We start from the raw sequence: 19,850 nt of genomic DNA, 5'->3' as shown, positions 1-19,850 counted from the left end.
CAACGTTCAGGGGCCGGTGAGGCCCGCTGCGGAAACCATCCTTCCCCGTGTCCGCACGGGGTCTGCCTGAGTAAGTGTGCCCAGCGGAAGCTAACCGGAACGAGAAATTCCGCCCAATGTCAGATCCGACGGTATCGGGTGAAAAGGAACCCGTCCTCTTCCAGTACGGACGCGAGGGCGAAGCGCTCGGGGTCGGTGAGGTCGGGGCCGCCGGTGATGCGCTGCGCGCCGCCGACCGCGAGCAGGGGGGAGACCGTCAGACAGAGTTCGTCCAGGACGTCGGCCGCCACGAACTGGCCGAGCAGCCGGGGGCCGCCCTCGGTGAGCTGGCGCTTCAGGCCCAGCTCCGCCAGGGCCTCGGTCGCGCGGCGCGGCTCGACGCCCGGCCCGTCCCCGGCGACCAGCACCCGCGCGCCGGCCTCCTCGGCGGCGCGGATCCGGTCGGGGGGCGCGGCGGCGCCGGTCAGGACCAGGGTCTGGACGAGGGGCGAGACGAAGAGGGGGAGCGAGAAGTCCAGGTTCAGGCTCGCGCTGACGACGGCGATCACGGGCGCGGGTGCCTGGCCGGCGGCGGCGCGGCGCTCGGCGAAGGCCTCGCGGGCGCGGGCGGGGCGGTAGCTCTCCAGGCGAACCGTTTCAGCACCCACGAGCACGACGTCCGCGAGCGCGCGCAGGGTGCCGAAGATCCGCATGTCGGCGCCGGAGGAGATGGCCTGCGAACGGCCGTCGTGGTGGGCGGCGCCGTCGAGGGTGGAGACCATGTTGGCGCGGAGCCAGGAGCGGCGGTCCTCGCGGGGCGCGGGGTACGCGTAGGCGTCGGCGAGGACGTCGAGGGCCCACTCGTGGTCGGGCGTCGGCTCGGACGGCACGGGGTACAGGCGTCGCATGCGCGCAGTCTGACACGCGCGGTGCCCTTCGGCTGGGCGGGCGGCCCCGTCCTCAATCGCCGGACGGGCTGCTTGCGCCCGGCGCCGGACGGCACCTGACCGCCCGTCGTGGGTGTCCTCAATCGCCGGACGGGCTGATTGTGGCCGGCCTCGGCGGCAGCCCCGAGGCCCATCCGGGGCTTCTCCAACCAGCCCGGCGGCCCTCCCAAGCCACCCGGCGGCCCTCCCAAGCCCGTCCGGCGCACCTCTCAAGCCCGTCCGGCGATTGAGGACAAACCGGCCGGCGGACGGACCGCCCCCCGTCAAGACCGCGACACCCATAGCCTGCCCACACGCGCCTCTCAAGCCCGTCCGGCGATTGAGGACAAACCGGCCGGCAGACGGACCGCCCCCCGTCAAGAGCCCCACACCCCAACCCGGCCGGACACGCCTTTCAAGCCCGTCCGGCGATTGAGGACACACCCCCGCGACGGGCGGTCGGGCACCCGTCGGGCCACCCGCCACCGCACCGATCCGCACGCTCTAGAGTGGGGCAACGTGCCAGCCTCCCCCGCCACCCCCGTATCCCTCTGCGCCCGCACCCCCCGCGTCGCCGCCGAGCGGCTGGTCGGCGAGATGGTGCCGCCGCCGCGTTTCGACTCCGTACGCTTCGACACCTACGTCCCCGACCCCAACCAGCCCAGCCAGGCCGAGGCCGTCACCGTACTGAGCGCGTTCGCCGCCGGGCTGGGAGGCGCCACGGACACCACGCGGGGCAGGCGCCGCTGGTTCGGCCGCAAACCCGCCGCCGAGACCGGCCCCCGCGGCGTCTACCTCGACGGCGGCTACGGCGTCGGCAAGACCCATCTGCTGGCCTCCCTCTGGCACGCCGCCCCCGCCGCCCCCGAGCAGAAGGCCTTCGGCACCTTCGTCGAGCTGACGAACCTCGTCGGCGCGCTCGGTTTCCAGCAGACCGTACGGACCCTCGGCGGCCACCGACTCCTCTGCATCGACGAGTTCGAGCTCGACGACCCGGGCGACACCGTCCTCGTGTCGAGCCTGCTCAGCCGGCTCGTGGAGGCGGGCGTGGCGCTCGCGGCCACCTCCAACACGCTGCCCGGCAAGCTCGGCGAGGGCCGCTTCGCCGCCGCCGACTTCATGCGCGAGATCCAGGGGCTCTCCGCCCGCTTCCGCCCGCTGCGCATCGACGGCGAGGACTACCGGCACCGGGGACTGCCCGAGGCGCCTGCCCCGCTCACCACCGAGCAGGTGACGCGCGCCGCGCACGCGACCGAGGGCGCCAGCCTGGACGACTTCCCCGCTCTCCTCACCCATCTCGCCACCGTCCACCCCAGCCGGTACGGCGCGCTGACGGAAGGTCTGCGGGCCGCCTGCTTCACGGATGTGGGCCCCGTGCCCGACCAGTCGACGGCGCTGCGGCTCGTCGTGCTCGCCGACCGGCTGTACGACCGGGAGATACCGGTCCTCGCCTCCGGGCTCCCCTTCGACCGGCTGTTCGGCGAAGAGATGCTGAACGGCGGCTACCGGAAGAAGTACTTCCGTGCGATCTCGCGTCTCACCGCCCTGGCACGCGACGCAAAGGGCCTGCTCGCCGAGTAAGTTCGGTGCCGTAACGATGTGCGGCGCGCGAGATGCGTTCGATCGGCTCCCGCGCGCCCGATACAGAAGGGTTCCCATCACCATGGCTACCACGCGCCAGGCACACACCGTCTGGGAGGGCGACCTCCTCAAGGGCAGCGGCGTCGTCACCTTCGACTCCTCCGGCATCGCCGAGCAGCCGGTTTCCTGGGCCTCCCGCGCCGAGCAGGCGAACGGCAAGACCAGCCCGGAGGAGCTGATCGCCGCCGCTCACTCCAGCTGCTTCTCGATGGCCCTGTCCAACGGTCTCACCAAGGCCGGCACCCCGCCGACCAAGCTGACCACCCAGGCCGAGGTGACGCTGGTGCCCGGCACCGGCATCACCGGCGTCCACATCACCGTTCAGGGTGAGGTCGAGGGCCTGGACGAGGCGGCGTTCGTCAAGGCCGCCGAGGACGCGAAGGCGAACTGCCCCGTGAGCCAGGCGCTCGCGGGCACGAGCATCACGCTCACCGCCTCGCTGGCCTGAACGGCGGACCCCGGATCCGGGAATTGACGGATCCGCTGAACCGCTGATCTCTCAGGACACATCAGGCTCAGTGGCCCGCACAGTTCACGTGTGCACTACACCCGTGATACACACGTGCGGGTCACGTCTCCTGTCCGCCAACAGGGAGTTGCCTCATGTCCGCAACACGACGTCAGGTCCTGGCCACCGGAGCATCGGTCGCCGGAATCGCGTTCACCGGAGCGGTGTCGGAGCTCTTCGCCGGCACCGCCGTCGCACAAGAAGTGGGGCGCAGCGGCTACGGCCCGCTCGTCCCCGATCCGGACGGCCTGCTCGACCTGCCGAAAGGTTTCCGTTACCGCGTCCTGTCCAGAACGGGCGACGAGCTGCGTTCGGGCGAGGGCGAAGTCCCCAGCAATCCCGACGGCATGGCCGCCTTCGCCGGCCGTCGCGGACGCGTCCATCTGGTCCGCAACCACGAGAACCGGCACAACGGCCGGATCGGCGTCCCGACCGTCGAGGGTCTGACGTACGACCCGATGGGCAAGGGCGGCTGTACGGCGCTCGAACTCGACGGACAGGGCAACGTACTGGGCGAGCGCGTCGCCATCGCCGGTACCGCCGTCAACTGCGCGGGCGGCCCGTCCCCCTGGGGCACCTGGCTCACCTGCGAGGAGACCGAGGACAAGGCCGGCACCAACGGCTACACCAAGGACCACGGCTTCATCTTCGAGGTCGACGGCGCCGATCCGCACCGCACCGGTGCCGTACCGCTCAAGGCGATGGGCCGCTTCCAGCACGAGGCGATCGCGATCGACCCACGTACGGGTGTGGTGTACGAGACGGAGGACGCGTTCGACAGGCCCTTCGGACTCTTCTACCGCTTCCTGCCCGAGAAGCCGCTCGGCGGCCTGGGGTCGCTGCGCGCGGGCGGCACGCTGGAGGCCATGCGCGTCCCCGGCGTACCCGATCTGTCGGTCGTCCAGGAGCCGGGCGCGAGCTTCGACCGCGTCGAGTGGGTGCCCGTGCCCGACTCGCAGGCGAAGGAGACGCCCATCCGGCTCCAGGACTTCGGCAAGAAGGGCATCACGCACGCCCAGAAGCTGGAGGGCTGCTACTGGGGCGACCGGTCCGTCTACTTCGTGTCGAGCTTCGCCAAGAGCGCGGAGGGCTCGGCGGCCGACCACTACGGGCAGGTGTGGAAGTACGAACCGCAGCGGCGCCGGCTCACGCTGGTGATCGCCTTCGGCCCGGACACCGACATCCAGATGCCCGGCGAGTCACCCGACAACATCTGCCTCGCGCCCAGCGGCGGTCTGATGGTGTGCGAGGACGGCGGCGGCGCGCAGCACGTGTACGGGCTGACGCGGCGCGGTGAGCTGTACGAGATGGCGCGGGCGGCCGAGAACATCGGGACGCCCGAGGAGCCGGAGTGGGGTGAGTTCGCGGGTGTCACGTTCGCGCCGGACGGCGACACGATGTACCTGAACTCCTACACGCCGGGCAAGACGTTCGCGATCACGGGGCCCTGGCGGTAGTCCGGGGGTGCCGGTCACCGGGTCCGCCCGGCGACCGGTTCGTCCCGGGTCGCCGGACGGGCTCGTTCGCAGCCCGCCCGGCGGCCGGGGACCCGTGGGTCAGGGGGAGCCGATCTCCGCTCCCACCGCGGCCAGCGTCGTCGTCACCGGCTGGAAGAACGTCTCGCCGCCCGACGTGCAGTCACCGCTGCCGCCCGACGTCAGACCGATCGCGGCACCGTCCGCCGTGAACAGCGGGCCCCCGCTGTCGCCCGGCTCCGCGCAGACGTTGGTCTGGATGAGCCCGCTGACGGAGCCCTCGGCGTAGTTCACCGTGGCGCCCAGGCCGGTGACCGTGCCGTCCGCCAGCCCGGTGGTGCTGCCCATCCGGATCACCTCCAGGCCCACCGCGGCTTCGCCCGCCCCGCTGATCGGCACGGTCCGGCCGTCGCCGATGTCGACCTCGCTGGGCGCCCGGGTGGCCGGGTCGTCGTACGTGAGGAGCGCGAAGTCGCCGTCGCCGGGGAACGTCGCCGCCCGGACCGTACCGACGGGCGCGCCGTTCTGGTCCTCGGACCACTGCTCGGCCGCGACGCCGCAGTGTCCTGCGGTGAGGAAGCCCGGTGTGCCGTCGCGCGTGGTGACGTTGAAGCCCATCGAACAGCGGGCGCCGCCGCCGAAGATGGCGTCGCCGCCCTCCAGGAACGGTTTGAACTCGCCCGCCGACTTCTGGATGCGGGCCACACCGTCGCCCAGCGAGCGCACCGTCGACTCCAGGGTGTCCCAGCGCTCACCGGTGACGGTGGTGTCTGCCGTGACGAGGATCTGGTTGGTCCGGGGATCGACGGCCCACGCGGTGCCGGGGATGGTGGCCTCACGGCTCAACGTGCCGGTGGCGGAGCGGAGTTCGCCCATGCTGTGCTGGACGCTTCTCGCCACGGCGCCGGCGTCGCGCACCCGCTCGGCCGACCGGCCGCCGTCGCCGTCGCCGTCTGCGACGTTCACCACGACCTGCTTCCTGCCCGCGTCGTAGTACGCGCCGGCGTACTCCTCACCGAGCTGCGAGGACAGCCGCGCGACGAGTTCCGGCGCCGACGCGGCACTGACCGTCCTCGCCTGCTGGCGGGCGCCGTCGCCCGCGCCGTCGTCCGCGCCGGACTGCGAGGCGTTGGCGTTCGGCAGCAGGATCGCCGCTGCCGCGACACCCACCGCCCCGGCGCCCGCGAGAACGGCCTTGCTCTTGGATATCCGCCTGTGACTCAACTCGTCGCCTCCTGTGGGGATTACGGAGTGACCCCTTGATACGGGCGGCACGGGAGCCGCGTTCAGCGGACCGGCCGCCGACATACCGGGGGCCGGCCGGACAGTGTTCCGGCCGGCCCCTCCCCACAGGCGGCCTGACGGACCGTCAGCCGCCGCTCCCGATCTTCTTGTCGCCCTCCGGCGCCTTGGCCTTCCCGGCGCCGGCGGCCTTGGCCGGCTCCTTCGGACTCCCCTGCTGCGTCAGCCCCTTGAGCAGCTCCGCGAGATCCACGCCGGTGGTCGACGAGAGCAGCTCCATGCCCTGCGCGACATTGTCGGTCACCGTGCGCGAGAGCCGGCTCGCGCCGTCCGTGGAGATGACCGTCAGCTTGTCGACGGCGCTCAGCGGCTCCGACGCCTTGGCGACGACGGCCGGGAGGACCTCGACGAGCATCTGGAGCACGGCCGCGTCGCCGTACTGGGCGAACGCGTCGGCCTTCTTCTGCATCGCCCCGGCCTCGGCACTGCCGCGCGCCGTGATGGCGTCGGCCTCCGCCGCGCCCTCGATCCTTACGGCCTCGGCGAGCGCCGCACGGCGCAGCTTCTCGCCCTCACCGGTCAGCCGCGACCGCTCGGCGTCCGCCTCGGCCTCCTTGACCTGCGCGATCCTGCGGGCCTCGGCCTCCTGCTCGGCCTGGTAACGGGCGGCGTCGGCCGGCTTGCGCACCTGGGTGTCGAGCTGACGGTCGGTCAGTGCCGCCTGACGCTGCGCCACCTTCTCCTGCTCGCCGAGCACCTCCTGCTGGCGCGCGGCCTCGGCGAGCGGTCCGGCCGCGTTGGCCTTGGCCCTGGCCGCCTCGGTCTCGACCTTGATCTCGGCCTGCTTCAGATAGAACGTCCGCTCCGCCACGGCGATCTCCTCGGCGGCCTTGAGCCTGGCCTGCTCGGAGGCCCGCTTGGCGATCGCCTCGGCGATGTCCGCCTCCTGCCGGGCGCGGGCGGCCTCGGGCCGGCCCAGGTCCTCCAGATAGGAGCCCTCGGTGGTGATGTCCTGGATCTGGAAGGCGTCCAGGATCAGGCCCTGGCCCGAGAGACTGGCCTCTGCCTCCTCGGCGACCTGTCCCGCGAAGGCGGCGCGGTCACGGATGATGTCCTCGACGGCCATCCGGCCGACGATGGCGCGCAGCGCGCCGGAGAGCACCTCCTGGGTGAAGCCGACGATGCCCTTCTGCTGCCGCAGGAACCGCTGCGCGGCGGCGCGGATGGCGTCCTCGTTGCCGCCGACCTTGACGATCGCGACGCCTTCCAGATGCGCCTTGACGCCGCGCAGGGTCACGGCGCCCCGGACCGCGACCGGGATGTGCCGGCTGGACAGGTCGAGCGTGAACCTCTGCTGGACGAACGGGACGACGAAGACACCGCCGCCGACCACGACCTTCTGACCGCTGTTGTCGGTGCTGACCCGGCCGGTGACCGGATCCGTGGACGACTTGCCGCGCCGGCCGGTGATGATGAATGCCTCACTGGGGCCCGCGACCTTGTAGCGGGTGATGACGACGAGGGCGAGCAGGACGAGAAGTACGACCACTCCCGCCACCGCGATGATCACTGGACTCATGTGGAACTCCCCCTGTTGACGTACGGGCTGCTGTGGACGCCGCACCTGTGGGACGCCGACCGCCGCGGGACGGTTCGGCGGAGGGCCGGACCGGCGGAGCACTGATCCGGTGGACGGACCGGCCGGGGCCGGTTCAGCGCTCGACGGGCCGGACGCCGACCGAGGTGGACGACAGCGTCGACTCCACCCAGACCTCGGCTCCCCGCGCGAGCGGCACCGCGCTCCTCGCGGAGAACTTCACCGGCTGGCCCGCCACCCGGAGCATCACCTCGCCGTATCCGTCGGCGGGAATGGCGGTGACCACGGACCCCGGCGTACCGAGGAGATCCGCTCCCCGTGGCGTGGCGTCCGTCTGGTCTCGCATCAGCACACGGCTCAGCTTCCAGGCCAGCCAGCCGGTGACGGCACCGGCGACCGCTCCGACGGCGACGGCGGGGCCGGCTCCGAGATCGGTCGTGCCGAGCACGATCGCGCCGCCGAAGCCCAGCATCGCCACGAATCCCGCCACGACGGGCAGCGACAGCAGACCCGCGAACAGGCCGTCGAGCACTCCGCCGAACAGGCCCTCGAAGATGCCGTCGAAGATCAGCGCCACGGCGAGCAGGACCACGCCCGCTATACCGAGGCCGAGGAACACATCCACGGGTCGGCCCCCTCCCCCGGCTTCCGCCGGTCCCCCTGCGAACCCTTGAATGGGAGGAGATTTTCTCACGGTCCGTCACGGCTGCGCAGTGCCGTGTTCCGGCAATCTTCGAGCGCCGTAACCACCGCATGAACATTTAGTCATATATTTTCCCCATATGCCTAAATATCTGCTGCGACTCATCTCCCTGGCCACGCTGGGTGCCGCCCTCGCCGGATGCGGCGCCGACACCGAGGCGCGCCTGACCGCGGGCCCCTCGCCCGGACCCGCGTCACGGCAGCCGGCCGGGCCGGAACGTCCCGCCGTGACCCCCGTCTTCCTCCGTGGCGCGGACCCCACCAGCACCCCCGGGGCCAAGACGGCCGCCAAGACCGTCGCCCTCACCTTCGACGCCGACATGACCGCCGGCCAGGGGCCGCGTGCCGCCCGTGGCGAGCGCTTCGACAATCCGACCCTGATCTCCTCGCTGCGCCGCCTCGAAGTCCCCTCGACGATCTTCATGACGGGCCGGTGGGTGGAGGAGTACCCCTTCCAGGCGAGGGACATCGGCTCCGACCCCCTCTTCGAGGTCGCGAACCACTCCTACAGCCACCACTCCTTCACGGCCGACTGCCACGGGCTCCCGGCACTCGGCGAGAAGGACATGGCAGCCGACGTGGAGCGGGCGTTCGGCGCGTTCCGCAAGGCCGGGGTCCGCCAGGTGGTGCCCTACTTCCGCTTCCCCGGCGGCTGTTACGACCGGTCGACGCTGCGGACCCTGGCACCGGCCGGTCTGACGGCGGTCCAGTGGGACGTCGTCAGCGGCGACGCCTTCGCCACGGACGCCGACGCGGTGGCCGAGCAGGTGCTCGCGGACGTACGGCCCGGCTCGGTGGTGGTCATGCACTGCACCATGAGCGCGGCGCCGGTGACGGACGAGGCGGTGCGCAAGATCGTGCCCGCGCTGCGCGAGCGCGGCTACCGCTTCGTGAAGGTGTCGGAGCTGATGAAGGGCTGACCCGGCCGCCGGACGGAACGAACCGCCGGACGGAGCGGGCCGCCGGCCGGCGGGGCCGTCAGCCGGAACAGGCCGCCCGCTGCGCCTCGTGCCACTCGCAGACGGGGCACAGCGTGATGCCCTTCACCGATTCCGGGTACTCGCTCGGCTCTCCGCAGTGCACACAGTCCGCGTACACGACCGGCCCGGCGGCGCTGACGTCGTCTCCCATACCGCCGAGCGTACTGAACCCCGTCGCGCCGCCGTCCGGGCGGCGCCGCGCTCCCCGGGGCCCCGTGCGGAAGTCAGCTTCCGGGGGCCTGCGACGTGACCTCGCTCGGGCGGACGATGACGAATCCCTCGCCCTGGAGCATCAGCTGGACGGCCTCGCCGGAACCGCCGCGGATCATCGAGCCGACGGACTGCGAACGGTGCAGCGAGGTGCTGAGCTGGGCGCTCCAGCCGACGACCGCGTCCGTGTCGACGTACACCGGTGCCTGCGGGCTGACGGGGATGACGATGGGGCTGCCCTCACAGATGATCGCGAGCTTCCCGTAGCCGCTGAACAGGCTGTTGAAGAGACCGCCACCGGTCATGCCGGCGCCCTTCACCGTCTTGATCTCGTAGGAGAGGGTGGCGTCGAAACACAGGACGTTGCGGCCGTTGACGGTGAGCGCGTCGCCCTGCTCGATGTCGACGATGAAACAGTTGGCCGCCTCGTGCGCGAACCACGCCTCGCCCTGGCCCTTCACGGCCATCAGCGGCAGGCCCTCGCCGGTGACGGCGCGCTTGAGCATGCCCCCGATGCCCTGGCCCTTGCGCTCGAACTGGAGATTGCCGCGGAAGGCGATCATCGAGCCCTGACGCGCGTGCATCTCGCCGTTGACGGCGTACTTGACGGATTTGGCGTTCTGGAGGCTCATCCCGGGGGTCGTCGCCTGCTGCGCCATGTTCTCGTTGGAAAAGAGATCGCTCTTCATGCCGAGCATGGTCACCCGGAGGCGCCCATTCCGCCAACAATCCGGCGAGCCGGTGCTGGCACACTGGCCCCGTGAGCACCGACGACACCGCCTCCGGGGCGGCCGGCCCCGCGGAGGACCGCACCGGGCACCCGGCCGACAGCCCGTTCCGGCATGAGCGGACAGCCCGCGACGAGGCCCCGCAGTTCGCGCTGCCGCTGGTGGTACGGATCGAGAAGGCCGCGCCGCCCACCCGTACCGACGCGCTGGAGGCCGCCGCACGCGCCGTCCTGGTCATGCTGGCCGACGAGCGGTCGACGGGCGAGGGCGAGTGGGCGAGGGCGATGCGGGACTGGCAGGACGCCCGGATCCGCAAGGTGGTGCGAAGGGCGCGCGGCGCGGAGTGGCGGAAGGCGTCGCTGCTGCCGGGGATCACGGTGGGCGGTCCGGACGCCGGACCGGATCCTGACGCCGCTTCGGACAGCGGACCGGGTCCGGACGCGGCGCCGACACCCCTGGCGGCCGGGTCCGGCGACGGCCCGGTCTTCGCCCCGTACGCGGAGGTACGGGTCTTCCCGCCCGTCCCCCTGGACGGCTGGCCCAAGGAGCTGGCGAAGCTCCAGGTCTCCGGCACCGATCTGGACGACCCCGGGGACCCGCCACCGGCCGCCGGCCCCGGCACCCCCGTGCTCTGGCTCGGCCCCGGCCTCGGCATGTCGGCGGGCAAGGCGATGGCCCAGGCCGGTCACGGCGCCCAACTCGCCTGGTGGGAACTGTCGGAGACGGACCGCAAGGCGTGGCGCGAGGCAGGATTCCCGCTCTCCGTACGCACTGCGGACGCCGCGCGCTGGCGTCAACTGATCCACAGCGGGCTGCCGTTGGTCCGCGACGCCGGCTTCACGGAGATCGCACCGGGGTCGTGCACGGTGGTCGCCGATCATCCCGCGCTGCGGCGTTGAACATTCCCGGGCCGGGACTCGTATCTCCCCATACCGCCAAGTAGGTTGAACGACCGGTCAGCGCGCGGTTGATTCCGCGGTGGTACGCGGTTGCACATCGGCCCGGGAGACACTTTGTTGCGACGTATCAACGGCACGGCACTCATCATCGCGGCTCTCGTCGCGACGGTCGGGGCACTCGCCTTTCCTGTCTGGTCGTACGCCGACCGGTCCGGCACCGGGGAGGCGAATCTCGCGGCGTCGAGCGTGGCGACCCAGTGGGGGCCGCTCTCGGCGACGGACCGCGACTTCCTCGTGAAGGTACGGCTCGCGGGGCTGTGGGAGCTGCCCGCCGGCCAGCAGGCGATCGAACGTGCCCCCAGCCAGGCCATCAAGGACGCGGGCGACCATCTCGTCGTCGGCCACACCGACCTCGACATCCGCGCGCGCGACGTGGCGGCGAAGCTCGGCGTCCCGCTGCCGAACCAGCCCAACGAGCAGCAGCAGGGCTGGCTCAGGGAGCTGTCGGCCGCCACCGGCGCCGAGTACGACAGGAAGTTCGCCAACCTCCTGCGCAACGCCCACGGCAAGGTCTTCGCGCTGATAGCAGAGGTCAGACACACGACACGGAACACCCTCATACGGCAGCTCGCCAGCGACGCCAACCAGACGGTCCTGGACCACATCACGATGCTTGAGGCCACCGGACTCGTGGACTTCGACGAGATCGCACGCGAGGCCGCGGGCACCAAGACCGCCAGCCCCACCGGTCCGCCGCCGCCGGACGGCGGCCTCCCGCCGTCGCCGCCCGCCGCCGCACCGACCGGTGACAGCTCCTTCACCTCCCGGCCCTCCACGCAGCCGGGTGCGCCGACGGCCGTCAACACCAACCGTCCGGCGCCGCCGAGCGTCGAGGCGAGTCCGTGAACCACCGTGCGTTCCCGTGATCGGCCGGACGACCGGCCGATCACGGGAACCTCAAATGATGCTCTGAACGTCCCCTCTCGTGGATTCACCGGCGCCCGGCAGGGCCATTACCCCTGAACCGGCGCACGCCGAGGCTCGGAGAAGGGGGAGACATGAGCCGTACGACACACGTGGTGAACGTGGGGGAACCGGGGAAGCCTGGGGACAAGCGGGGTCCGGGGGGGCCCGGAGACTCACGGACCGCCCTGGGAGTGGGCATCGGCTGGCGGCCCGAGATCGCGGAAGCGGTGGAGGCGCTGCCCGGCATCGACTGGGTGGAGGCCGTCGCCGAGAACGTCTGCGCGGGCCATCTCCCCGACTCGCTCGTCCGGCTCCGCGCCCGCGGGGTCACCGTGGTCCCGCACGGCGTCTCCCTCGGTCTGGGCGGCGCCGCACGGCCCGACGCCAGGCGTCTCGCCGATCTCGCCGAGCGGGCCGAGGCCCTCGGCTCCCCGCTGGTCACCGAGCACATCGCCTTCGTACGGGCCGGTGGGCCGCTCACCGCGTCCCCAGGGCTCGAAGCCGGCCATCTGCTGCCCGTCCCCCGCACCAGGGACGCGCTGCGGGTGCTGTGCGAGAACGTGCGCATCGCGCAGGACTCACTGCCCGTGCCGCTCGCGGTGGAGAACATCGCCGCGCTGATCAACTGGCCCGGCGAGGAGATGACGGAGGGTCAGTTCCTGGCGGAGCTGGTCGAGCGGACCGGCGTACGGCTGCTGATCGACGTCGCGAACCTGCACACCAACCATGTCAACCGGGGCGAGGACCCGGTGGTGGCACTCGACCGGCTGCCGGTCGAGGCCATCGCGTACGTGCATGTCGCGGGCGGCGTCGAACGCGACGGCGTCTGGCACGACACGCACGCCCACCCGGTGAGCGCGCCGGTGCTCGACGTACTCGCGGAGCTGCGCTCGCGGGTCTCGCCGCCCGGCGTCCTGCTGGAGCGCGACGACAACTTCCCGCCCACCGCCGAACTCGCCGCCGAACTCGACACGATCCGCGCCACGCTGGCCGGTCCGGGTCCGGGTCCGCGTCTCGATTCCCGTCCCGAGCGGGCGTCAACCACGCTTGCGCACATAGCCGTTGAGGCACCGGCCGGCGGACCCGGAGCCCCCGAGGCACCCCAGGCGCCCGAGACGTCCCCGGCCGACGAGCCCGCCGACCACGCCCGCGAGCGGCTCGCCCTCGCGCAGACGGCCCTGCTGTCCGCCCTGGTCGCCGGGACCCCCGCCCCGGAGGGCTTCGACTCCCGTCGGCTCGCTGTGCAGAGCCGGGCGCTCGCGGGCAAGCGGGCGGAGGTCGTCGCCAAGGTGGCGCCCGACATCCCGCGCATCCTCGGCACCGGCTACCGCGCCGCGTTCCTCGCGTACGCCAAGTCCCGCCCCATGCGCGCCGGTTACCGGCGCGACGCGCTCGACTTCGCCGAGCACCTGCTCATCGCCGACCTGCCCGAGGACGCCGCGGCCCGGCGTGAGCTGACCCGGTGGTGGCGGGACCGCTCCGGCGCGCGACCGCCGCGCCGGGCGACCCGTATGGTGCGCGCCGCCCGCTCCGTGCTCGTGGGGCGGTGACCGGCCGTGGACACCGTGCTCACCGCACTCCAGATCCTCATCCCGCTCTCCTTCGTCACGCTGGTCGTCGGAGTGGTCTCCGCCCGGGCGAGCGGAGGTACGGCCGACATCCGCGACCTCATGGACATGGCCTTCCTCGGCGGCGGACCGGGGCGGGTCGCCGAGACCGCCGTCGTCGCGATGCACGCGGACGGCAGGCTGACCATCGGCGGCCCCGGCATCGTCGCCCTCCGCGGCGACGTGGCCCGCAACGCGGTGGAACGTGCCGTCATCGACGAGCACAACCGCGCGCCGCACGGTGCCCTGCACGGACTGCGTCTCGCGGTGATGCGCGGGCGTGCCGTCCAGGACATCGGGGACTCCCTCGCCGCACGCGGGCTGCTGGTACCGGCCCGGAAGACCCGCGTGTGGGTGGTCTGGGGGCTGGTCCAGGGGGTCGTGTGCCTGGTCACCTTCCCGGTCGCCATCACCCGGCTCATCGGCACCGGCTCGCTCGCGCTCGTCCCGACCGTGCCACTGGCGGTGATCGGGTTCGTCTCGGGCTTCATCTGCGCCGCGCTCGCCAAGCGGCGGCTCACCGGCACCGGTGTGCGGGCGCGGCTGAGGTTCCGTACGGCCTACCGGCACATCACGACGCCCGAGCACCGGATCGCCGTGGACGGACACCTGGCGCTGGACAACCCGCTGCTGCGGGAGCAGCTGACAGCCGCACGGGCCATGCGTCCCGGCCGTGACTTCCAGCCGGCGCCGCATCTCGCCGCCACGACCGTGGTGTGGTGCGCCGCGGACGCGGGCGACGGCGGGGCCGGCTGCGGTGGCTCGGGCGGGTCGGGCTGCGGCAGTTCGGGCGGAGGGTGCGGCGGCGGAGGCGGCTCGGGTGACGGAGGAGGCGGGGGTGGCGGCGGCTGCGGCGGAGGCGGAGGAGGCTGCGGAGGCGGAGGGGGCTGACCGGCCCCGGGGCCCGGGTTCACACCGGCGCTCGCGCCGGGACCGGCCGCACTCCCCGCCCCTCGCCGTCGCACACACCCGCGCGCGGAGCACACCGCACCCGATCGCGCACCCCGTACGGGCTCATTGAGTGACTGTATGACGCATCGGAGTCACGGGTCCCGACACCGCTCACAGATCCTTGGCATGTCCGGGGCTCCGGAGATGATCGCCTTCCCCCCAACGCGGCACGCCCGAAGGGAAAGCGATGAGAGCAGTTGTGAAGTACGGGGCCCTGGCCACCCTCGGATCCTTGGTCCTGTCCACCCTCTCCGCCGCACCAGCGGGCGGCGCGGACCTCGCCGGTGCCTCGCCCGAGGCGCGCGGCACCGCCGTCGCCGCCGAGCGCGCCGCCGCCAGGGGGATCACCTTCCGGGCGTGCCCCAAGGCCGAGATGCTGCCCGCCCCCCTCACCTGCGGCACGGTCGAGGTGCCGCTCGACTACGCCCGGCCGGACGGTGAGCGGATCAAGCTCACCGTCAGCCGGGTGAAGGCGTCGGGCAAAACAGGCGCGGCGGGCGGCGAGGGCAAGGCCGTGGAGACCGTCCGGCGCCAGGGCGCGCTCGTCTACAACCCCGGCGGTCCCGGCTCGTCCGGCATGGCCTTCCCGCTGGCGGCCAAGCTGCCCGAGTGGAAGCGGATCGCGGCGGCCTACGACCTGGTCGGCTACGCCCCGCGCGGGGTCGGCCGCTCGGCGCCGCTCTCGTGCCAGAGCCCCGCGGACTTCGCGAAGGCGCCCACGCTCGCGCCGACGCACCCCACCGAGTCGTACAAGCGGGAGCGGATCTCGCGCGCCAAGGCGTACGCCCAGGGCTGCGCGCGCAACGCGGGGGCGTCCCTGCGCCACTACACGTCGCTGAACAACGCCCGCGACCTCGACGTCCTGCGGGCCGCCCTCGGTGAGAAGAAGCTGTCCTTCATGGGCGCCTCCTACGGAACGTACTTCGGCGCCCTGTACGCGTCGCTCTTCCCGTCCCACGTACGCCGGATGGTCTTCGACTCGGCCGTCAACCCGGACCCGGAGCAGATCTGGTACCGCAACAACCTCGACCAGTCGTACGCCTTCGAGCGGCGCTGGGCGGACTTCCGCGCCTGGGTCGCCAAGCACGACGCGACGTACCACCTCGGCACCACGCCCGACGAGGTCCAGCGCACCTACGAGCGGGTACGGGCCGAGGTCGCGCACCGGCCGGCGGGCGGCAAGGTCGGCCCCGGCCAGCTCCACGCGGCGATGCTCGGGGTGGGCTACTACGACGACTACTGGGCGGTGCGCGCCACGGCCCTGTCGGAGTTCCAGAAGGGCAACACGAAGCCCCTGGTCGACCAGGCCGCGCCGCGCGCCGCGGCGGCCGTGGAGAACGAGAACAGCAACGCCGTCTACACGGCCGTGGAGTGCAACGACGCGCCGTGGCCGACGGACTGGAAGGTGTGGGACCGGGACAACACCGGGCTCGCGGAGGTCGCGCCGTTCGAGACCTGGGACAACGCGTGGATGAATCTGCCGTGCGCCTTCTGGCCGGCCGAGCGCCGGCGGCCGGCGGACATCCGCACGAGCCCCGGTGAGCTGCCGCCGACGCTGATCCTGGCCGCCGAGCGGGACGCGGCGACGCCCTACCCGGGGGCGCTGGAGCTTCAGCGGCGGCTGGCCGGGTCCGCGCTGGTGACCGAGCGCGGCGCGGGCACGCACGGCATCGCGGGCGGGTCCAACGAGTGCGTCAACGACCACGTCGAGGCGTATCTGCTGGCCGGAAAGACACCGGTGCGGCGCGCAGAGTGCGCGCCGCACGCGGAGCCGAACCCGGTGTCGCTGGACGAGAGGTCCGGCCGCGGGCTGCCGCCGGTCGTCTGATCTTCCGGGTGGGACGGCCGGGCTGCCCGAGGGCGGTCCGGCCGTCATGCAGTTGTGCGACCGCCCGGGGCGGATCGCGGGCCGCGCCTGTGGATCAGGCGAGTTCGGCGACCAGGTCCGCGACCGACTTGCGGCGGCCGGTGTAGAACGGCACCTCTTCCCGTACGTACAGCCGTGCCTGCGAACCACGCAGATGACGCATCAGGTCGACGATACGGTCCAGTTCGTCGGCCTCGAACGCGAGAATCCACTCGTAGTCACCGAGCGAGAAGGATGACACGGTGTTGGCGCGGACGTCCGGATAACCACGGGCCATCTTTCCGTGGTCGGCCAGCATCGCACGCCGCTCCTCGTCGGGCAGCAGGTACCAGTCGTAACTGCGCACGAAGGGGTAGACGCTCACGTAGTCGCGCGGCGTCTCGTCGGCCAGGAAGGCCGGCACATGGGACTTGTTGAACTCGGCGGGACGGTGCAGCGCCATGTTCGACCAGACGGGGTCGAGCGCCCGCCCGAGCCTGGTGCGGCGGAAGAGGTTGTACGCCCCCTGGAGCTCGTCCGCGGTCCCGGCGTGCCACCAGATCATCAGGTCGGCGTCGGCGCGCAGCCCGGACACGTCGTACGCCCCGCGCACGGTGATGTCCTTGGCGGCGAGCCGGTCGAACAGTTCCTGGACCTCTTCGGCGTAACCGGCCCGGTCCTCCGGCAGCAGATCGCGCAGCTTGAAGACGGACCACAGCGTGTAGCGGATGACGTCGTTGAGATCCTTGGCCTTCTTGCCCGCGTTGGGGATCTTGTCTGGTGCGGAAGTCATACGGTTATTGTCCCGTGTCCGGGTCCGTGCCCCGCGCCAGGGTCGCCGTGGCCATGATCTCGTCGGCGGCGCGCCGGGCGCTCGCGACGCAGGCCGGGACGCCGACGCCGTCGTAGGGCGCGCCGCACAGGCGCAGCGCGGGGAGTTTCGCGACGGCCTCGCGGATCCGGGCGACGCGGGCGGGGTGGCCGACCGGGTACTGGGGCAGGCCGCCGATCCAGCGGGTCACCTCGGTGGCCACGGGGCGCGCCGCGAGTCCGGTGGCCGCGCCGAGGTCGCGCAGGGCGGCCCCGGCGAGTTCGGTGTCCTCGCGCTGGAGCTGCTCCTCCTCCCCGTACCGTCCGATGGAGGTGCGCAGTACGAACAGGTCCGGCGCCGACCGGTCGACCCAGCCCCACTTGCGGGTGGAGAACGTGGCGGCCTTGATGGTGCGGCCGTCGACGGGCGGTACGAGGAAGCCGCTGCCGTCGGGCAGACCGGGCAGTCGCGTGATCGCGTCGCGGCGGAAGGCCATCGTCACCAGGGCCATGGAGGCGTACTCGATCGCGGCGAGTTCGGCGGAGGCGGCGGGCGACTCCTGGGCGAGGAGCGCGGAGGCGGACCAGGCGGGGTTCGCCATGACGACTCCGTCGGCGGCGACGATCCCCTGATCGGTCCGGACCGTCCAGCCGCCGGCGGTGCGGGTGAGGGCGAGGACGGGCGTCTCTGTACGGATGTCGCCGCCGCGGGCCCGTACGGAGTCGGCGACGGCGCCCGGGAGCAGGCCGACGCCGCCGTCGACACCGGTGAACACGGTGTCGTCACGGGGCTGTTCGGCGGCCCTGGAGCGGATCGCGCGGACGGCGTCGAGCATCGAGTCATGGGTGCGCAGCGCCTCGTAGAGCTGGGGGACGGCGGCGCGCATCGAGATGCGGTAGGCGTCGCCCGCGTAGACACCGCCGAGCAGGGGCTCCACCAGCCGGTCCACGACCTCGTGGCCCAGTCGCCGCGCGACGTACTCGCCGACGGACTCGTCGTCGCCCACGGTCACCGGGCCGAGTTCCCGCTCGCGGCCGATCCGGGCGGCGCCCTCGGCGGAGAGCAGACCGCCGAGGTCCGACGCCTCGGCGGGGACGCCCATCACATGGCCCTTGGGCATGGCGTACAGCGCGCCGCGCGACCAGACGGAGGCGGAGGTGGTGGCGGGCGGCTGGAGGCGCTCGGCGAGCCCCACGGAGCGGGCGAGGTCGACGGCCTCGGGGCGGCGGGCGAGCAGGGACTCGGCGCCGAGGTCGACGGGGGCGCCCTCGATCTCGCCGGGCATCAGTTTGCCGCCGAGCCGGCCGGTCGCCTCCAGGAGCGTCACCCGGGCCCCGGCGGAGAGCAGCCGGTCGGCGGCGGCGAGACCGGCGATGCCGCCGCCCACGACGACGACATGGGGCGCGGGGCGGGCGGGAGGCGTGGGATCGGGGCTGCTCACCATGGTCTCCACTCTCTCAGACCCCCGTGGGCGGGTCCGGCGAGCCTCCGCCCGTACCGAGTCCCGACCGTGACCGCTTCGCGACCGGAAAAGCGCAACCCGCTCCGGCACCGGTCCGTCGAACCGGCGACATTCACGCACGGCAGCCTTGGGGGGACCGACATGCGTGCACTTCCCGCATTCGCGGCAGCACTTCTCACCGCTTCACTCGCCCTGGCGGGATGCAGCGGTTCGAATTCGGACAGCGGAGACATGAAGGCCGAGAGCGCGGCCGAGCCGGCGGTGGGCCGGCAGGGGGCGGGAGCGGCGGCGGACGAGGACACCGGCGAGCAGCGGACCGGCGAGGGCGGGACCCTGAGCGAGAAGTCCGTGAAGACCCATGTGATCCGCACCGCCACCCTCTCGGTGGAGGTGGGGAGCGTGACGAAGGCCCTCGCGAAGGCCCGTGCGGTCGCGCTGGAGGCGGGCGGCGCGGTCGAGGACGAGACCACCGAGCGGATCGACGACACCCGCGTGACCTCGAACGTCGTCCTGCGGGTCCCGGAGGCCGAGTACGACTCCGTCCTCACCGAACTGGCGGGCACCGGCAAGCTGTTGGCGCGTTCGGCGAACGCGAAGGACGTCACCGAGCAGGTGGTCGACGTGAACAGCCGGATCGCCACGCAGCGCGCGAGCGTCAACCGCGTACGGAAGCTGATGGACCGGGCCGAGGACATCACGGACGTGGTGGCCCTGGAGTCGCAGCTGAACACGCGTCAGGCCGAGTTGGAGGCGCTGCTGGCCAAGCAGGCGTCGCTGGCCGACCGTACGGCGATGGCGACCGTCACGCTAGACCTGAGCGAGCGTGAGAAGGAGGAGAAGGACTCCGGGGACGGGGACCCGGGCTTCCTGGACGCGCTCGGCGGCGGCTGGGACGCGCTGGTGACGGTGGTGCGGTGGCTCGTCGTGGTGGTGGCCGCGATCCTGCCGTTCGTCGTGGCGCTGGGGGTGCTGTTCGGGCTGTGGCTGCTGTTCGGCTTCCGGCCGCGGTCCCGGCGTACGCGGACCCCGGCCCCGGCGCCCGCGCCCGTCCCGGCCGGGTCCCACACCCCGGCCCCGGCCCCGGATCCCGCGCCGGGGCCCGGCGCGGGTCCGGCGCCGGACGCGGGCGGGCGGGACTGATCCGGCGCGTCCGCGTAGCGTCTGTGTGCCGGGTGCGCGGTGCCCGGCACGGACACGAAGGGACGCGCAATGGCAGCGGAGCGCTTGGTGGTCATCGGCGGCGGGGGGGGGGGGGGGGGGGGGGGGGGGGGGGGGCGGGGGGGGGGGGGGGGGGGGGGGGGGGGGGGGGGGGGTTTGTGG

The 19,850-nt window shown here is 72.7% G+C and carries 18 protein-coding genes; 10 read left to right on the top strand and 8 right to left on the bottom strand.

The window, feature by feature from the left end; genetic code table 11:
* Nucleotides 1–119: 119 nt before the first annotated feature.
* Nucleotides 120–887 (bottom strand): pyrimidine reductase family protein, encoded by a 768-nt coding sequence (locus ACZ61E_RS02365; RefSeq protein ID WP_469696870.1) that lies wholly within the window; start codon nt 885–887, stop codon nt 120–122.
* A 537-nt stretch (nt 888–1,424) separates the two neighbouring features.
* Here ACZ61E_RS02365 and zapE point away from each other — a divergent pair.
* From zapE to ACZ61E_RS02350, 3 genes are all read left to right on the top strand, one after another.
* A complete protein-coding gene (zapE, locus tag ACZ61E_RS02360) occupies nt 1,425–2,486 on the top strand; it encodes a cell division protein ZapE (RefSeq protein ID WP_469696868.1) in 1,062 nt (353 codons plus the stop codon).
* An 82-nt stretch (nt 2,487–2,568) separates the two neighbouring features.
* A complete protein-coding gene (locus ACZ61E_RS02355) occupies nt 2,569–2,994 on the top strand; it encodes an OsmC family protein (protein ID WP_469696867.1) in 426 nt (141 codons plus the stop codon).
* Nucleotides 2,995–3,149: 155 nt separating this feature from the next.
* Nucleotides 3,150–4,511 (top strand): alkaline phosphatase PhoX, encoded by a 1,362-nt coding sequence (locus ACZ61E_RS02350; RefSeq protein ID WP_469696865.1) that lies wholly within the window; start codon nt 3,150–3,152, stop codon nt 4,509–4,511.
* Nucleotides 4,512–4,610: 99 nt separating this feature from the next.
* Here ACZ61E_RS02350 and ACZ61E_RS02345 read toward each other — a convergent pair whose 3' ends face one another.
* The 3 genes from ACZ61E_RS02345 to ACZ61E_RS02335 all read right to left on the bottom strand — a co-directional run bounded on the left by ACZ61E_RS02345 (nt 4,611) and on the right by ACZ61E_RS02335 (nt 7,993).
* Nucleotides 4,611–5,753, bottom strand: coding sequence for a S1 family peptidase (locus ACZ61E_RS02345; RefSeq protein ID WP_469696863.1), 1,143 nt, complete (start codon nt 5,751–5,753; stop codon nt 4,611–4,613).
* Nucleotides 5,754–5,898: 145 nt separating this feature from the next.
* Nucleotides 5,899–7,350: a flotillin family protein gene (locus tag ACZ61E_RS02340; protein ID WP_469696862.1), complete on the bottom strand. Its 1,452-nt coding sequence runs from the start codon at nt 7,348–7,350 to the stop codon at nt 5,899–5,901.
* Nucleotides 7,351–7,483: 133 nt separating this feature from the next.
* Nucleotides 7,484–7,993: a hypothetical protein gene (locus tag ACZ61E_RS02335; protein ID WP_469696860.1), complete on the bottom strand. Its 510-nt coding sequence runs from the start codon at nt 7,991–7,993 to the stop codon at nt 7,484–7,486.
* Between the two features lie 157 nt (nt 7,994–8,150).
* Between ACZ61E_RS02335 and ACZ61E_RS02330 the strand changes: the two genes are divergently transcribed.
* Nucleotides 8,151–8,990, top strand: coding sequence for a polysaccharide deacetylase family protein (locus ACZ61E_RS02330; protein ID WP_469696859.1), 840 nt, complete (start codon nt 8,151–8,153; stop codon nt 8,988–8,990).
* Nucleotides 8,991–9,048: 58 nt separating this feature from the next.
* Here the strand turns inward: ACZ61E_RS02330 and ACZ61E_RS02325 are convergent, their stop codons facing one another.
* Together ACZ61E_RS02325 and ACZ61E_RS02320 are read right to left on the bottom strand one after the other, a co-directional pair.
* The gene (locus ACZ61E_RS02325) at nt 9,049–9,201 is read right to left on the bottom strand and encodes a hypothetical protein (RefSeq protein WP_469696858.1); all 153 of its coding nucleotides are present in this window, start codon (nt 9,199–9,201) and stop codon (nt 9,049–9,051) included.
* A gap of 73 nt (nt 9,202–9,274) precedes the next feature.
* Entirely contained in the window at nt 9,275–9,949 is a 675-nt protein-coding gene (locus tag ACZ61E_RS02320; protein WP_469696856.1) for an AIM24 family protein, read from the bottom strand.
* Between the two features lie 71 nt (nt 9,950–10,020).
* On the opposite strand from ACZ61E_RS02320, the gene ACZ61E_RS02315 reads away from it, so the two are divergent.
* The 5 genes from ACZ61E_RS02315 (at nt 10,021) to ACZ61E_RS02295 (ending at nt 16,239) form a co-directional block, all read left to right on the top strand.
* Nucleotides 10,021–10,887 (top strand): peptidyl-tRNA hydrolase, encoded by an 867-nt coding sequence (locus ACZ61E_RS02315; RefSeq protein ID WP_469696854.1) that lies wholly within the window; start codon nt 10,021–10,023, stop codon nt 10,885–10,887.
* A gap of 117 nt (nt 10,888–11,004) precedes the next feature.
* Nucleotides 11,005–11,793, top strand: a complete 789-nt coding sequence (locus ACZ61E_RS02310; protein WP_469696852.1) for a DUF4142 domain-containing protein — start codon at nt 11,005–11,007, stop codon at nt 11,791–11,793.
* Between the two features lie 152 nt (nt 11,794–11,945).
* The gene (locus ACZ61E_RS02305) at nt 11,946–13,403 is read left to right on the top strand and encodes an MbnB/TglH/ChrH family RiPP precursor modification enzyme (protein ID WP_469696850.1); all 1,458 of its coding nucleotides are present in this window, start codon (nt 11,946–11,948) and stop codon (nt 13,401–13,403) included.
* 6 nt (nt 13,404–13,409) lie between these two features.
* The gene (locus tag ACZ61E_RS02300) at nt 13,410–14,351 is read left to right on the top strand and encodes a TIGR04222 domain-containing membrane protein (protein ID WP_469696848.1); all 942 of its coding nucleotides are present in this window, start codon (nt 13,410–13,412) and stop codon (nt 14,349–14,351) included.
* A gap of 247 nt (nt 14,352–14,598) precedes the next feature.
* Nucleotides 14,599–16,239: an alpha/beta hydrolase gene (locus tag ACZ61E_RS02295; RefSeq protein WP_469696847.1), complete on the top strand. Its 1,641-nt coding sequence runs from the start codon at nt 14,599–14,601 to the stop codon at nt 16,237–16,239.
* A 94-nt stretch (nt 16,240–16,333) separates the two neighbouring features.
* On the opposite strand, the gene hemQ is transcribed toward ACZ61E_RS02295, so the two are convergent.
* Nucleotides 16,334–17,050, bottom strand: a complete 717-nt coding sequence (hemQ, locus tag ACZ61E_RS02290; RefSeq protein ID WP_469696845.1) for a hydrogen peroxide-dependent heme synthase — start codon at nt 17,048–17,050, stop codon at nt 16,334–16,336.
* A 4-nt stretch (nt 17,051–17,054) separates the two neighbouring features.
* Nucleotides 17,055–18,512 (bottom strand): protoporphyrinogen oxidase, encoded by a 1,458-nt coding sequence (hemG, locus tag ACZ61E_RS02285; RefSeq protein ID WP_469696844.1) that lies wholly within the window; start codon nt 18,510–18,512, stop codon nt 17,055–17,057.
* A 249-nt stretch (nt 18,513–18,761) separates the two neighbouring features.
* On the opposite strand from hemG, the gene ACZ61E_RS02280 reads away from it, so the two are divergent.
* Entirely contained in the window at nt 18,762–19,670 is a 909-nt protein-coding gene (locus tag ACZ61E_RS02280) for a DUF4349 domain-containing protein (RefSeq protein ID WP_469696842.1), read from the top strand.
* Nucleotides 19,671–19,850 lie beyond the last annotated feature (180 nt).

The organism is Streptomyces sp. NPDC104581 (genome assembly GCF_055583685.1).
This window is presented reverse-complemented; position numbering and strand designations above follow the sequence as displayed.

Bases quoted from the DNA above. Each gene is read 5' to 3' on its own strand.
- hemG (WP_469696844.1), bottom strand. From the start codon at position 18,512: ATGGTGAGCAGCCCCGATCCCACGCCTCCCGCCCGCCCCGCGCCCCAT.
- ACZ61E_RS02330 (WP_469696859.1), top strand. From the start codon at position 8,151: ATGCCTAAATATCTGCTGCGACTCATCTCCCTGGCCACGCTGGGTGCC.
- ACZ61E_RS02320 (WP_469696856.1), bottom strand. From the start codon at position 9,949: ATGAAGAGCGATCTCTTTTCCAACGAGAACATGGCGCAGCAGGCGACG.
- hemQ (WP_469696845.1), bottom strand. From the start codon at position 17,050: ATGACTTCCGCACCAGACAAGATCCCCAACGCGGGCAAGAAGGCCAAG.
- ACZ61E_RS02350 (WP_469696865.1), top strand. From the start codon at position 3,150: ATGTCCGCAACACGACGTCAGGTCCTGGCCACCGGAGCATCGGTCGCC.
- ACZ61E_RS02295 (WP_469696847.1), top strand. From the start codon at position 14,599: ATGAGAGCAGTTGTGAAGTACGGGGCCCTGGCCACCCTCGGATCCTTG.
- ACZ61E_RS02280 (WP_469696842.1), top strand. From the start codon at position 18,762: ATGAAGGCCGAGAGCGCGGCCGAGCCGGCGGTGGGCCGGCAGGGGGCG.
- ACZ61E_RS02325 (WP_469696858.1), bottom strand. From the start codon at position 9,201: ATGGGAGACGACGTCAGCGCCGCCGGGCCGGTCGTGTACGCGGACTGT.
- ACZ61E_RS02365 (WP_469696870.1), bottom strand. From the start codon at position 887: ATGCGACGCCTGTACCCCGTGCCGTCCGAGCCGACGCCCGACCACGAG.
- ACZ61E_RS02340 (WP_469696862.1), bottom strand. From the start codon at position 7,350: ATGAGTCCAGTGATCATCGCGGTGGCGGGAGTGGTCGTACTTCTCGTC.
- ACZ61E_RS02355 (WP_469696867.1), top strand. From the start codon at position 2,569: ATGGCTACCACGCGCCAGGCACACACCGTCTGGGAGGGCGACCTCCTC.
- ACZ61E_RS02305 (WP_469696850.1), top strand. From the start codon at position 11,946: ATGAGCCGTACGACACACGTGGTGAACGTGGGGGAACCGGGGAAGCCT.